Annotated in this window: 13 protein-coding genes; all 13 read right to left on the reverse strand. The window is 30.2% G+C overall.

Translation table 11 applies throughout. The features are described 5' to 3' along the window. Positions 1-5: 5 nt before the first annotated feature. Positions 6-1169 carry an exodeoxyribonuclease VII large subunit gene (gene xseA / locus AJ936_RS02805; RefSeq protein ID WP_070274037.1) on the reverse strand — a complete coding sequence of 388 codons (1164 nt, stop codon included), beginning with the start codon at positions 1167-1169 and terminating at the stop codon, positions 6-8. Continuing rightward, complete coding sequence (gene ubiE / locus AJ936_RS02810; protein WP_070274038.1) at positions 1166-1873, reverse strand: bifunctional demethylmenaquinone methyltransferase/2-methoxy-6-polyprenyl-1,4-benzoquinol methylase UbiE; 708 nt, start codon at positions 1871-1873, stop codon at positions 1166-1168. The genes xseA and ubiE overlap by 4 nt, the downstream gene beginning before the upstream one ends. Positions 1874-1875: 2 nt before the next feature. Beyond that, a complete protein-coding gene (locus AJ936_RS02815) occupies positions 1876-3072 on the reverse strand; it encodes a hypothetical protein (RefSeq protein ID WP_002870744.1) in 1197 nt (398 codons plus the stop codon). A 45-nt stretch (positions 3073-3117) separates the two neighbouring features. Next, a complete protein-coding gene (gene perR, locus AJ936_RS02820; RefSeq protein ID WP_002870743.1) occupies positions 3118-3528 on the reverse strand; it encodes a peroxide-responsive transcriptional repressor PerR in 411 nt (136 codons plus the stop codon). A gap of 85 nt (positions 3529-3613) precedes the next feature. Further along, positions 3614-5461 carry a 1-deoxy-D-xylulose-5-phosphate synthase gene (dxs, locus tag AJ936_RS02825; RefSeq protein WP_070274039.1) on the reverse strand — a complete coding sequence of 616 codons (1848 nt, stop codon included), beginning with the start codon at positions 5459-5461 and terminating at the stop codon, positions 3614-3616. Then, positions 5454-6284, reverse strand: a complete 831-nt coding sequence (fliH, locus tag AJ936_RS02830; protein WP_070274040.1) for a flagellar assembly protein FliH — start codon at positions 6282-6284, stop codon at positions 5454-5456. The genes dxs and fliH overlap by 8 nt, the downstream gene beginning before the upstream one ends. A 7-nt stretch (positions 6285-6291) precedes the next feature. Further along, positions 6292-7320, reverse strand: a complete 1029-nt coding sequence (gene fliG, locus AJ936_RS02835; protein WP_002854670.1) for a flagellar motor switch protein FliG — start codon at positions 7318-7320, stop codon at positions 6292-6294. Further along, positions 7320-9002 carry a flagellar basal-body MS-ring/collar protein FliF gene (gene fliF, locus AJ936_RS02840; RefSeq protein ID WP_002861099.1) on the reverse strand — a complete coding sequence of 561 codons (1683 nt, stop codon included), beginning with the start codon at positions 9000-9002 and terminating at the stop codon, positions 7320-7322. The genes fliG and fliF overlap by 1 nt, the downstream gene beginning before the upstream one ends. A 53-nt stretch (positions 9003-9055) precedes the next feature. Then, positions 9056-10150, reverse strand: coding sequence for a histidinol-phosphate transaminase (hisC, locus tag AJ936_RS02845; RefSeq protein WP_070274041.1), 1095 nt, complete (start codon positions 10148-10150; stop codon positions 9056-9058). Further along, positions 10140-11213 (reverse strand): prephenate dehydratase, encoded by a 1074-nt coding sequence (gene pheA / locus AJ936_RS02850; protein ID WP_070239982.1) that lies wholly within the window; start codon positions 11211-11213, stop codon positions 10140-10142. Before pheA ends, hisC begins: the two co-directional genes overlap by 11 nt. Continuing rightward, entirely contained in the window at positions 11207-11968 is a 762-nt protein-coding gene (locus tag AJ936_RS02855) for an HAD-IIA family hydrolase (RefSeq protein WP_044793926.1), read from the reverse strand. Before AJ936_RS02855 ends, pheA begins: the two co-directional genes overlap by 7 nt. Before the next feature lies 1 nt (position 11969). Next, positions 11970-13178, reverse strand: a complete 1209-nt coding sequence (lysA, locus tag AJ936_RS02860; protein ID WP_070274042.1) for a diaminopimelate decarboxylase — start codon at positions 13176-13178, stop codon at positions 11970-11972. 43 nt (positions 13179-13221) lie between these two features. Continuing rightward, complete coding sequence (locus AJ936_RS02865) at positions 13222-14280, reverse strand: LptF/LptG family permease (protein ID WP_002880507.1); 1059 nt, start codon at positions 14278-14280, stop codon at positions 13222-13224.

Consider the following 14280-nt stretch of genomic DNA (forward strand, 5'->3'; position numbering starts at 1 on the left):
TATCCTTATAAAATTTTTGCTTCTTTTTGAGAAGTTTGAGAACTTAAAATAACGATATCATCACTCTTAAGATCTTCTAAATTTGCTATTTTACCATTTTTTCTGATACAAATAAACTTTTTGCTTTTATTAAAAAAATTCTCATGTTGCAAATAAGCATTTTGCAATTTATCTAATTTTAATTCATTATAACGCATTTGATTTGCCAGTAGATGATTTAATTGCTTTTCTATATTATAGCTTTGTTTTATTTTTTCATCTATTATTTTTGGTAAAGAATTAAATTTGAAAAATTTACTTAAATTTAAAAGCAAATTTTCATAATTTTGTATTTTATGATTCCAAAGTTGCATTAATTTTTCTTCCATTAAATCTAAACTTTGTTCTATATCTAACTTAGAATAAAACAAAGCATCTATAGCAGCTGAGGGCGTTGGAGCTCTAAAATCTGCAACAAAATCACTAATAACATAATCAATCTCATGTCCTATGGCTGAAATGATAGGAGTTTTTGCTTTAAAAATCTCTCTTGCTAAATTTTCATCATTAAAACAAAAAAGATCTTCCCTGCTTCCTCCACCACGTGCTATAATAAGAACATCTAAATCCATATCATCAGCTTTTTTTAAAGCTTGCATAAGGGAAAAAGAAGCATTACTTCCTTGAGTTAAAGTATCAAAAATATAAATTTTTGCCAAAAAATATTCTTTTTGATGAATAAGTTTTAACATATCTTGCAAAGCAGCAGAAGTTTTTGAAGTGATAATACCTACTTTTTTAGGAAATTTTGGCAGAGATTTTTTAAAGCGTGGATCAAAAAGTCCTTCTTTTTGCAAACGCTCTTTTAAAGCCAAAAACTGTGCTTCCAAATCCCCAAAACCTGCTTTTTTCATACTAGTAGCGATAAATTGATAACGACCGCTTTCAGGATATAAACTCACACTTCCACAAAGCTCTAAAAAATCCCCCACCGCTGGTTTAAACCCGACTTTTAAATTAGCTCCTTTAAACATAGCACAAGCAATGCTTGATCTTTCATCTTTTAAATCAAAATACCAATGCCCTGAACCATGCAAAGTAATTTTTGAAATTTCTCCACTTAAAACTATATCATCAAAATGTGTTTCTAATAAAGCCTTTGCTTTAAGATTTAATTCTGTTGGTGTCATAGTTTTTTTGCTATAAACATTGAACTCACGCCAAAGCTAAAACTTTTATAATCAAGTATTTCAAAACCAGCATTTTTAAGTTCTAAGATGAATTCTTCCTTACTTAAAAATCCTTCAATAGAGTTTGGCAAATACTCATAAGCACTTTTATTTTTACTGATTATCCCACCTATACTTGGTAAAATATTTTTAAGATAAAAATCCCTACAAGCTGCTATAAATCCACCCTTTTCTCTTTTTGTAAATTCCAAAACTACCAAAATACCATCTTTTTGAAGTACTCTAGCAAATTCGCTTAAGGCTTTTTGTCTTTCTACAACATTGCGAATGCCATAACTAATGCTTAAAATATCTAAACTTTGACTTTCTAAAGGTAAATTTTGCGCCCCTGCTTCTAAAAATTCGACATTTGGAAATTTTTCTTTTGCAACATTTAGCATACCACTACTTGGATCAATGCCTTTAATATTTAAAATATTTTTTTTCATTTTTAAAGCGCTCTCTTGCCAAATCTCTATCATATCCCCTGTGCCACAAGCAATATCAGCGATTTTTAAATCTTTTTTTAAATATAAACTCATCACTCTTTGACAAGCTTTTTTGCGCCACACTACATCAGCTCCAAAGCTTAAAATTCTATTCGCCTTATCATAAGTAGGTGCAATTTGATTAAACATTTCTATAATTTTTTCTTGTTTTTGCATTTTTATCCTTTGTAAATTTTCAAATTTTTACTTGATTTTTTAAGCAATTTGCAAAATTTATTTTTATTATTGATTATTTTGGAAAAAATATTTTTATCCCTATCTTTACAATATTTTTCATAAAGTTTGTTTAAATTTTTTATCTCTAAAAAACGGTAAAAATATTCTAAAAATATTGCTAATTCAAAAAAACTATTTTCAAAAAGCTCTAAATCAAAATTTTTTAGTATATTTTTTCTAAATAAAATAATTTTTTTTCTAAGTTCTAACGCAATAAGTTGTTTAAAAAACCTATCTTTGCAATCGCCTTCATAAAAAGAATTTTCCTTTATGAAAAAATCAAAGTCATTAAACAAATCTTGGATTTTTTCATCACTTAAAAATAGCAACAAATCTTGATTTGAATTTTCACTTGCTAAAATATCTTGAGTTTTTTTCGTTATATCTTTAAACTTTAAAGCCAAAATATTACTCAAATTTTTATCTAAAATAGTATTCATGCTTGATAAAACTATATACAAACTTCTTGAATAAAATAAAAATTCACATAAACTTTGCTTATCTTTTCTCTCTAAAGATAAAGTCCAATAAAATTTTAATTTTTTAAATAAATAAAATAAAAAAATCCTAAATCCATCATAAGCATTAATATAATTTGGAAAATCCAAGCTAAAATTCTGATTTTTTTCTATAATTTTAAAACATTTCTCTATATCAAACTTTTGATATTCAAAACCATATAAAACGATATGTTTAGAATTTAAATCATGATGTAATTCTTTTTGAATTTTAAAATCTTTAGGAATTTTAAATTCATTAGAACTATCCAATGTTGGAAAAAATATTTTTAAAATACAAATTTTAGGCTCTTCATAAATATCAATATAACTTTTTAAAGAACACAATTTAAATTCGAAGCGTTCTTTTTTAATGCTCTTTCCTATAATCTTTTTTCGAGCTTTTTCAAATTTTTTTTTAGAAATTTTCTCTTCTTGATTCTGTTCTAAAATTGAATTATTAAATTTTGTAATTTTATAAAATTCATTGCAAAAACTTTGAAATTTAACACTATGATTTGAAGTTATTTGAGTATAAAAAGTTTCAAATTTAGAATTTCGAAAAGGTATATTATCTTTTTTTAAATTCTCTAAAAGAGTGCAATCGGATAGTAAAAAGTTTTTTTGAATTTCATAAACCATTAAAATAACCCTTAAAATATATGGGCTATTTTAACCTTATTTTGCTTAATGACACTTTTTACAACTATCAACATAAGCACAAACGGACAGATGATTGACGAGATTGCCTATCTTTTTTTCTAAATGCTCTTGATATTCATAAAGCTTAGCATCTTTAAAACTTAAATCCTCTATACCACCACATTTGGTGCAAACTACATGAATATGTTCTTCTTCATAAATATCGTAACAAGTTTTTTGATTTAAAACATTGATTTCAACAACTAAACCTTGTTCTTGTAAAGTATTAAGATTTTTATAAACCGTCGCTAAAGAGATTGAAGGGTATTCTTTTTTAATTTCTGCATATAATTCATCAATATTAGGATGTTCATGTCTTTTTAAAATTTTTAAAACACATAGTCTTTGCGGAGTAGCTTTTAACTCATGTTTTTTAAGCATTTGTAGTAATTCCATTGTATTTATTCCTTGCTTTTTTAAGTGGAAATAATAATAAAATTTTTATTAAAAGAAGTTTATATTAAATAATATTTTTTATTATTTAATGATAAAATTTCAAAACTTTCGTCAACAAACTATTGACATCTGTTTCTAGATTTTTTTCCACCTCACTTGTTTTTCCATGTTCAATAAATTTGTCTTCATATTCAAAGCTAATAACTTTTACATGCAAATCATATTTTTGTAAAAAATTATTAATTAAACTTTCTATACCGCCAATTTTAACATTTTCACTAAAAATAAACCAAATTTTACTTTTTTTAGCAAGCTCACGCAAAAGCTCTTCATCTAAAGGTTTAGCAAAAATTAAATCGATCAAATTAGCATTATTATTCATTTCTTGCAAGGCTCTTAAAACTTGCCACGCTTTTGCCACACCTTGTCCATAACCTAAAAAAGCAATTTCGCTACTATTTTTTACAAGCCATTGTGCCTTACCAAGTTTTATCTCACAAGGATTAAATTCTTTATCTAAAATAAAACTCCCTCTAGGATAACGAAAAGCAATAGGTCCTTGATGTAAACAAGCATACTCCATTATATTTTGCATCATTTGCTCATCTCTTGGGGCTAAAAGAGTGAAATTTGGCAAAGGAGCTAAAAAACTAAGATCAAAAACACCTTGATGTGTCTCCCCATCTTCGCCTACTATCCCTGCTCTATCCATAGCAAAAACCACATTTAAATTCATAATTGCACAATCATGAATCACTTGATCATAAGCACGCTGCAAAAAGGTGCTATATATTGCAATAAAAGGTTTAAATCCTTCTTTTGCCATAGCAGCCATAGAAGTTACTGCATGCTGTTCTGCAATAGCCACATCCCAAAAACGATTTGGATATTTTTCTATAAGCTTATCAAGACCTGTTCCACTTGGCATAGCCGCCGTAACCCCAACAATATTTTCATATTTTGAGGCTAAATCAAGCAAATTTTTAGAAAAAATTTCAGTAGCAGATTTTTTAGTATCACTTTTTTTAACACTCTCTCCACTATCTATATCAAAAGCTCCTACCCCGTGCCATTTAGCATGTTTTCCTTCAGCTAAAGCATAGCCTTTACCCTTTATGGTTTGAGCATGTATCACACAAGGCTTTTGCATAGCTTTTGCTTGTTTTAATGCAGAAATAATTTCACCTAAATTATGTCCATCAATAGGCCCTATATATTCAAGCCCTAATTCTTCAAACAAAAGCCCAGGAGTAATAAGTTTAAAACTCTCTTCAAAACGCTTAGCCATATAAGTAGCACTATCAGGTAATATATCCAACATTTTAGCAATACGCTTTTTAAAACTTTGATAAAACTGTGTTGCCATAGCCTGAGAAAGATACTTTGAAATTGCTCCAATTGGTTTTGAAATACTCATTTCATTATCATTTAAAAGTATTACGCAAGGAAATTTAGAATCACCCAATTCATTTAAAGCTTCATAGGCCATACCCGCACTTAAAGCACCATCTCCAATCAAAGCAACAGGAATACGTTTTTCACCCTTTAAAGCAATGGCCTTACAAGCACCTACTGCCAAAGAAATAGAGGTGCTAGAATGCCCTGCTACAAAATAATCTCCCTCGCTAGGTTTTGTATAACCACTTAAACCATTGATTTGTCTTAAAGTATCAAATATTTCTTCTTTTCCGCTTAAAAGCTTGTGTGTATAAGACTGATGTGACACATCAAAAATAAAAGGATCTTTTTTTGCATCAAAAACCAAATGCATTGCTATACTAAGTTCTACAGCACCCAAATTTGAACTTAAATGCCCACCATTTTTACTCACAACTTGTATGATTTTTTCACGCATAGATGCTGCTAAATTTTCTAATTCTTTTAAACTTAGCTTTTCTAACTCTTCTTGAGTATGGGCAAATTTTTTACTCATTATTCACCATTTTTTTAATTTTAGTTAGACGAGAGTTAAGATTGGACTCTATATTGCCTGCGTCACTTATAATAACAACGCTTCCTTTGCTAATTGCATCATCAAGGCTTATTTTAATATGAGTATTCTGATCAAATTGCTCTTTTAAATACTCATAATCCTCTGCATTAACCTTAAGCTCAATTGCACTAGCACCCTTAAGCTCGCCGATTAAATCTTTAGCCAAAGCATAAGCTATCTTACTTGAATTTAGTTCAAGCTCTTTTAAGATTACTTCTTTAGCGATATCTATAGCGGTATCTGCTAATTCTTTCTCATTTTTTTCTATGAAATTTTCAAGATTTTCGCAAGCATTATCAAGTTTGGCTATACTTTTTAAATACTTATCTTTAAAATCACTCAATTCCTTTTGAAATTCTTCTTTTGCTTTCTCATAACCCTCTTTGGCAAATTTTTCTTTAGCATTTTCAAGTTCTGAATTTAAGCGGTTATTAAATTCATTCTCTTGGCTTTCTATTTGCATTTGAAGTTTAATAATATTGCTTGACATTTCATCTGTTTTTTTAAGTAAATCTTCAACAAAGCTTGGTTGAAATGTTGGAATTTGAGTTTCCATAACAGCTTGCATAGGGGCAATAGCTTGATTTTCTTCAACTGGTTTTTCGTCATTTAAAGATATATTAGCATTTTCTTCATCTGGAGTTTGAGTATGTTTTTTTTCACCTGTATGATTATCAAATTCTGAAATAACTTTAAAACGATATCCTTCAACAACATGCTGATCAGAAGCCCCACCAGAAATTACATTGCTACGATTAACCATCTCTCACCTACTCTATCATTTCATCCGCATCGCCTGTTTGAACAAGACCTTGTTCTGCAAGTTTTTGCACCACTTCAACAACCTTTCTTTGTGCATCTTCAACATCTTTAACACGCACAGCACCCAAAAAACCCATTTCTTCAAGAAAAGCTTCGCTTGCACGCGTAGACATATTGGCTAAGAATTTTTGCTTTAACTCTTCACTTGCACCTTTTAAACCTATCATTAAATCACGCTTATCGGCTACTTTTAAAATTTCTCTTATAGCTTGAGTGCTAAGTTTTTGTATATCATCGAAAGTAAACATAAGCTCTTTAATAGTCTCTGCTAAGCGTTCATCACTTTGTTCAATATAAGTAATGGTTGATTTGCTTGCTTTTTGACCCAAACGATTAAGCACTTCTGCTACCGCTCTTGGGCCGCCCACTTCAACCTTATAAGAGGTAAGACTTTCAAGCTTGCTTTCTAGCACTGCAGAAACTCTTTTAATAATACTTGGAGAAATATCGCCAAGATTTGCCATTCTTATAACCACCTCAGCCCTTAATTCATCACTAAAATACTCTAAAGTTTCTGCCGCATGAATAGAATCCATGTGTGCCAAAATAAGAGCGATGGTTTGTGGGTGCTCTTTGGTAATAAAGTCTGCAAGTTGCTGTGGTTTAATTTGCGCCAAATAAGCAAAATTTTGATTATTCTCCATACTTTTAGTGAGTTTTTCAAGAATTTTATTTGCAATCTCTGGCCCAAAAGTACGAAAAAGTATTTCTTTAGCATATTCCAAACCACCACTTTTAATATATTGATTTGATTGAAGCAGAGTATAAAATTCTTCTAAAACTGCAGTAGCTACGGATCTATCAACATTTTTAGCCATAGCAATATAACGTGAAATTTCTGTAATTACATCAATTTCCATATGTGAAAACACAGAAGTTGTTGCATCTTCGCCAAGTTGTATAAGAAATATCGCCACCTTTTCAGGCATCGATAAATCATCATAGACCATTTTTTGTTCTTCACTTAGCTTTATCATCACATATCCTTTTCACCAAATTCACTATCGTTTTGAATTAAATTTTGCAAAAGTGCAGCAATTTCCTCGCTTTTATCACTTACCAAACCACGCAATTTTTCAAGCAAAACCTCATACTGGATAGAATCTTCATTGAAATTATCTCCGAAACCAAGTTGTTCTTCAACTTTTTTCCTTGCTGCATTCATTTTTTCCAAAGTATCTTCAACATCATCTAAAACAGCATTTGGACCTTGCTGCATTTCTTCTTGTGCTGCGACATCTTCAAGCATTTTTTGAGTAAATGGAGTAATAACTTTTTTGTAAAAAATAAAAAGTAAAATCGCTGCAATAAAATACTTAACCGGTGGAATAAACGGCTCAATAAAACGATTATAAAAAGTTTTAACTTTACTTTCAACTCTAATCGACTCACGATGAAATGGTAAATTTTGAACTACAACACTATCACCTCTAGTAGCACTAAAATTAATAGTATTTTTAACTATACTCTCAACACTTGCAAGCTCTTCTTTGGTTAATGGAACATATTCGCTTTTCACATCCCCATTTTCATCAACCACATCTTGATATTTTCCATCTATAGTAACAGCTGCTGAAGTGCGTAAAACTGTTGCAAATTGTTTTTTGGTATTTGTAATAGTTTTAGAAAGTTCATTATTCGTAGTAACTTGATTTTTTTTATAAGTGTCAATTTGACCCTTATTGTCAAGTCCTTCAACAGGACCTATATTAGAAACAGCACCTGGAACACCCTGAATTTCTGGATCTTTTCTACCTGTTCTTTCCTCGTTTAAAGTTTGCTCGCTACGCACTATAGGATTTGGATCATAAATTTCACTTTGAGATTCTTGCTTGGAAAAGTCAAAATCTATATTTACACTCACTTTTACTTTATCCATACCACCTGCAAAAGGAGCTAAATTTTCTATAATCTTATCTTCTAAAGCTTTTTCTTGATCACTTTTAAATTTAATTTGCGCACGAACCAAATCATCTTCATATGCTTCTTGCTCATCTAAAGGCACACCACTTTGATCACTAATCTTAACATTTTCTTTAGTAAGTTTTGGAACCGCCGCTGAAACAATATTTTTTATACCATCAATTTGTTTTCTAGTAAGCTTTAAGCCTTCGCGAACATTAACAACAACTGAAGCTGTAGGCGGAATTTGCCTTTCGGTAAAAACACTATCTTTAGGAAATGCTATGTGTACAACAGCGCTACGAATAGGTTCTAAAGTCTCAATAGTTCTTGCAAGTTCGCCTTCTATGGCTCTTTGGTATTTTACCTTTTGTTCTTCATTTGTAGCTCCAAAAGCTTGAGTATCAAAAGCTTCAAAACCCACGCGACTATCTTTTATAAGACCTTCGCTTGCAATAAACATTCTTTGACGATAAACCTGATCTTGTGGAACTAAAATTTTATTTTCACTTTCTAATTTATAGGGAATATTATTTTGTTCAAGTTTAGCTACAATTGCAGCAGAAGAACTTGGACTTACATTTTCAACTAAAACTGCATATCCATTATTTGCATTACTACCACTTCCGCGAAATAAAGCTAAAAAAACCAAAAACCCAACCACCACTACAATAGATGCAGCAATCACTATACGCTGCTTGCGAGTTAAATTTTGATAAAGTTGCCCAATTTGATGAAACATATTTTTAAAATCCATTAATTCTCATCCCTTAGTTTGGCGAATTTCACATATTTTTATTTGATTTATATCTATCTTAAAATCTTATCAAATTCTGTAAAAAATCTTTCATTTTCATAAGATGTTCCTATAGTAATGCGTATAGCATTTAAACCATAGCTTTTTAAATTTCTTATTATTATACCCTTTTTAAGCAATTTTTCAGACAAATCTGTACTATTTTTTTCATCAAAAAAATAAGTGATGAAATTTGTATAACTATCAATGATTTTGATATTATGTTTTTTAGCAAATTCTTTATAAAGCTCCATTTGAGAAAAATTATTCTCTAAAGTTTTTTCAGTAAATTCATCATCATCCATTGCTGCAACTGCTGCTTTTAAAGCAAGATTGCTCACATTAAAAGGCGCACGAAGCTTGTAAAATGCACTAATAATACTAGCATCAGCTATGCCATAACCAATGCGTAAGCCTCCTAATCCATAAAGCTTAGAAAAAGTTCCCAAATAAAGTACATTGTCAAATTCTTTAATCAATTCACAAGGTTCTAAATGTTTTTTGCTATCTTTAAAACTTGCAAATTCATTATAAGCTGCATCAATCACAACTAAACAATCCTCCTCCACACCTTTAATAAATTTGGTCACTTCACTTGCATCCAAACACTCGCCTAAAGGATTGTTTGGCAAGCATAAGAAAATGAGTTTAATTTCATCTTTGTGCGTTTCATAAAGCTTTTTAAACTCATCTAAATTATGAGTAATGCTTTGAGTTTTATAGCACTTTGCACCGCATTGTTTGGCATAAATTTCATACATAGCAAAGGTAACTCCAGCTTGCAAAAAAGCATTTTTAGAATTTAACTTAGAATGTATAGCAAATTCAATCACTTGATCACTGCCTGCACCGATAATAATATTTTCATTTTGAACTTTGTATTTTTGAGCCAATGTGCTTTTAAGTTCTATCATATTATCATCAGGGTAAAGATGGGCTTTGTTTGCATTTTGTCTTAAACATTCTATAGCTTTTGGTGGCGTGCCAAAAGGATTTTCATTACTTGCTAATTTTATCACTTCTTTAACGCCATATTCTTTAGCAATAACTTCTATATCTTTGCCGGGTTCATAATTGCTTAAATGATTTAAAAATTCATTAAATTTCATCTTTCTCTCCTGATAAATAAGATCCAAGCCAAACAATCTCTTGTATATCTTTTAAAGCTTTTTTTACATTTTCATCATCAATATGCCCTTCAAAATCTATATAAAAACTGTGTAAAAATTCTTTTGATTTTACAGGACGAGATTCAAGCTTGGTAAGATTGATATTTTCTTTTTTAAACTGCTCTAATAAAAAGCTAAGCCCCCCAGGTTTATGTGCTGTGTGTGCTAAAATAGAAGTTTTACAATTTGGCATTTTAGGATTTTTAATATCGCTTAAAATTAAAAATCTTGTTTTATTGGCTGCATTATCTTCTATTTTATCAAAAAGCACAGGCACATTATAAAGCTTAGCTGCTATTTTAGAGCAAATTGCTGCTGCATATTTATCTTGCGAAGCTAGATAAGCCGCATTAGCTGTAGATTTTGAAGGAACAAATTCTATAGCACTAAGTTCATGACTTTCTAAAAATTTACGACATTGATTATAACCTTGTGGATGCGAATAAATACGTTTGATTTCTTTTAAATTTTCATTAATTCCCACAAAAGAATGATGAATATCCATATAAATTTCACCAAAAATTTTAAGCTCATTATACCTACCTAGACAATCTAAAGTAATACCTACTGCACCTTCGGTATTATTTTCTATAGGCACAACACCGTATTTTGCTTCTTTGTTGCTTAACTCTTTAAAAACATCTTCGATATTAGCCAAGGCTATATAACGACTCATCGCTCCAAAACGACTTCTTGCTGCTTGATGAGTATAAGTTCCTTCAGGCCCTAAATAAGCTATAGTTTGAGGCATTTCTAAATTTCTTGAAACTGCAAAAATTTCTTGATAAATTGCCTCTATGGCATTTTGATCTAAAAGTCCTAAATTTGCATTTTTTAAACGATTGATAATGGCTCTTTCGCGCTCAGGACGATAAATACTTCCCCCGCTACTTTGTTTAAGCTCGCCTATGCTTTTAACATAAGTCATTCTTTCGTTTAAAAGTTCTAAAATTTTATCATCAACCGCATCGATTTTATTTCTAAATTCTTCTAAATTTAGCATTTTAGCTCCTTTAAAAACTCAAAAACACTAGGATAAACTCCATCAAGCAAATCCGTATCAAGCCCTTTTGTGTCGCTTATTTTGCCGCTTAAAACTAGTAAGGTTTTCATGCCGAGTTCTTTTGCCTTAAGCAAATCTCCTCTAAAATCATCACTAATGATTTTAATATCTTCAAAATCGATTTTTGAATTTTGTCTTCTTATCAAATTTAAAGCTTCTTTATAAAAAGCAATGCTAGGCTTACCCACAACCTCGTATTTAAAATCAATAGCATTTTTAAGCATAGCCATAATGCTACCTACACCAGGATAAGGCCTGCCATCTTTTTTATAAATGCTAGTTTCGTGCATAGCTATAAACCTAACTTCTCTTCTAGCAAATTCTATCATAGTGGCAAAATCTTTAAATTTAAAATCATCATAACTAGCTACAAGCACAGCACTAGGATTTACAAAATCAAATTCAAAACCAAGATTTTCAAGACTTTTTACAAACTCATCTGCACCAAAAGCCGCAACTTTACAAGGTTTTAAAAGGTGTTTTAAAACGCTAAAAGGATCAATATAAGCATTTTCTTTTATAGCCAATCCTTTTTGCTGTAATTTTTCTAAAAAATCAAGTTTTTTTGTATTGTTAGTAATAATAACATAAGGAAGATTTTTTGCATTTAAAAAATCGATCAATTCTTTAGCACCATGGATTAAACTCTTATCATGATCAGAAATTAAAGTCCCTTGAACATCTAAAAAAAACATTTTAAGCCTTTAAAAATTTCTCTTCTAAAGCGATTTGATCTTCAAAATTTTCTCTTTGACGGATCAATCTTACCTGTCCTTCTTCGAGGGCTAATTCGCAAACTTTATTACGAGTATTGTAATTACTACTCATGCTAAAACCATAAGCTCCAGTATTTTTAATAACCATTATATCACCACTTTGAGTGCTGGGTAAAGACCTTGCTTTAGCAAAAAAGTCTCCACTCTCACAAATTCCGCCCACAACATCACATAAACTCTCTTGAGCTTGATTATAAGGTAAGATTATTTCATGATAAGCCTCGTATAAACTTGGGCGTATAAGATCATTCATCGCTCCATCTACTACAACAAAACGCTTGGTTTTATTTTGTTTTTCATAAAGTACTGAACAAACAAATTCTCCACTTTTAGCAACTAAATACCTTCCAGGCTCCATTCCTATGGTTAAATCAAGCCCATGAAGTTGTGCTAATATACCTTGTGCATAATTATAAAGATCAGGTTCGCACTCATCTTTTTCATAAGCCACACCCAAGCCACCGCCTATATCAAAAAATTTAAGATCGATTTGCAAGGCTTTTAACTCTCTTACAAGTTTTGCGACAATGGCTGCTGCTTCATGAATAGGAGAAATATCTAAAAGTTGCGAACCTATATGAAAATGCACTCCAACAGGCTCTAAAAAAGATGAATTTTTTGCATAAAGATACATTTTTCTTGCTATATCAATTTCAACACCAAATTTATTTTCATTTAATCCTGTAGAAATATAAGGATGAGTTTTTGCATCAACATTTGGATTAACACGAATACTGATTCTTGCCTTTAGATTAAGTTCTTTAGCCACACTTTCTAAAAGCATCATTTCAGCTTCACTTTCAAGGTTAATATATAAAATATCATATTCTAAAGCTTGTCTTAACTCTTCTTTGGTTTTTCCTACTCCACTAAAAATAATCTTATAAGCTTTTGCTCCTGCTTTTAAGGCACGCTTTACCTCGCCTATACTTACACAATCAAATCCACTATCTAAATTTGCAAGCATTTGCAACAAACTTAAATTTGAATTGGCTTTTACGGCGTAAAAAATTTGAGATTTTCTAGCCTTAAAAGCCTCTTTGAGATTTAAAAGACGCTCTTTTATGAAATCAAAATTGTAAATATAAAAAGGAGTATTAAATTCTTGCTTTAATTGTTTATAATCCATATTTAACCTTTAATTTTTATAATTTTACTACACAAAGCTTAATTTATCGATGCTTATAATACATATAAGCACTTAAACAACCCAAAATTATAATAGGCACTACAATGCCAATTTCACTTGCAATCACACTATTTTCGCTTAATCTAGTAAGCAAAAACAAGACTCCCCAAATCATCAAAGTCACTACAAAAGCTATAAAAGCTATAAAAGCAAGATTAAAAAATCTTGCTATTACAGGAAAAAAATAATACATAATAAGCATTAAAAATGGTGCAAAAAAAGGAGTAAAAACAAATTTATAAAGATTGATTTTAAGAGCATCTGTATTGACATTTTGCGCCTTAAAAAGCTCAAAACTTTCAAGTGCATCAGATATTGAATAATCACTATTACTAGCAACCCCTTCTATAATCTTTGGTTTAAAACCCTCAAGTGATTTAAGCTCGGAGAAATCTTGTATCTTTAAACCATCATTAGCAAGTTCATAATTTTTAGGTAATAATGTAATATTACCATCTCGCAAAATCCAACTTTCACCTTCAAAATAAGCATTTTTAGCACTTACAAAAGAGCTTAAATTTAAATCATTGATATTAAAAATTTTTATATTTTGAGCACTATTTTGTCCATTGTTTATCTTTGAAATATAAACAAAATTATTGTTAAATTTCAAAAACACTTCTCCACTTTGATTCATAATAGTGCCATTTTTTAAAATATTTCTCTTATAATCATTTGCATAAGCAAAAGAAGTAAAATTCAATCCTATATAAATACAACAAAAAAATAAAGCCCATAAAAAAGGAAATAAAATAACATAATTTCTGCTCAGTCCTAACGCATAAAGACTTACAAATTCATTTGCTCTGATCATAGAAATCAAAGAAACTACCAAAGCAAAAATCAAAGAAATGGGTAATACATAAGGCACTGCCGAGAAAGATAAAAACATAATATAAAGCAAATCAAGATTTGCGGCTTTTGGTAGATCTTTAAAATTTAAGAGCAAATCAATACCGCAATAAAAACCAAGTAAAGAAAAAAATATAATAAAAAAATTTTTTAGATAAATCCCTGAAATAAAACGAAAAAATATCCACAT

This window comes from Campylobacter sp. BCW_6877 (assembly GCF_001762445.1).
Lineage (GTDB): Bacteria > Campylobacterota > Campylobacteria > Campylobacterales > Campylobacteraceae > Campylobacter_D > Campylobacter_D jejuni.

Coding starts and splice junctions, on each gene's coding strand:
- perR (WP_002870743.1), bottom strand. CDS start 3,528: ATGGAATTACTACAAATGCTTAAAAAACATGAGTTAAAAGCTACTCCG.
- xseA (WP_070274037.1), bottom strand. CDS start 1,169: ATGACACCAACAGAATTAAATCTTAAAGCAAAGGCTTTATTAGAAACA.
- dxs (WP_070274039.1), bottom strand. CDS start 5,461: ATGAGTAAAAAATTTGCCCATACTCAAGAAGAGTTAGAAAAGCTAAGT.
- AJ936_RS02815 (WP_002870744.1), bottom strand. CDS start 3,072: ATGGTTTATGAAATTCAAAAAAACTTTTTACTATCCGATTGCACTCTT.
- fliG (WP_002854670.1), bottom strand. CDS start 7,320: ATGATAAAGCTAAGTGAAGAACAAAAAATGGTCTATGATGATTTATCG.
- fliF (WP_002861099.1), bottom strand. CDS start 9,002: ATGGATTTTAAAAATATGTTTCATCAAATTGGGCAACTTTATCAAAAT.
- hisC (WP_070274041.1), bottom strand. CDS start 10,150: ATGAAATTTAATGAATTTTTAAATCATTTAAGCAATTATGAACCCGGC.
- AJ936_RS02865 (WP_002880507.1), bottom strand. CDS start 14,280: ATGTGGATATTTTTTCGTTTTATTTCAGGGATTTATCTAAAAAATTTT.
- ubiE (WP_070274038.1), bottom strand. CDS start 1,873: ATGCAAAAACAAGAAAAAATTATAGAAATGTTTAATCAAATTGCACCT.
- fliH (WP_070274040.1), bottom strand. CDS start 6,284: ATGGTTAATCGTAGCAATGTAATTTCTGGTGGGGCTTCTGATCAGCAT.
- AJ936_RS02855 (WP_044793926.1), bottom strand. CDS start 11,968: ATGTTTTTTTTAGATGTTCAAGGGACTTTAATTTCTGATCATGATAAG.
- lysA (WP_070274042.1), bottom strand. CDS start 13,178: ATGGATTATAAACAATTAAAGCAAGAATTTAATACTCCTTTTTATATT.
- pheA (WP_070239982.1), bottom strand. CDS start 11,213: ATGCTAAATTTAGAAGAATTTAGAAATAAAATCGATGCGGTTGATGAT.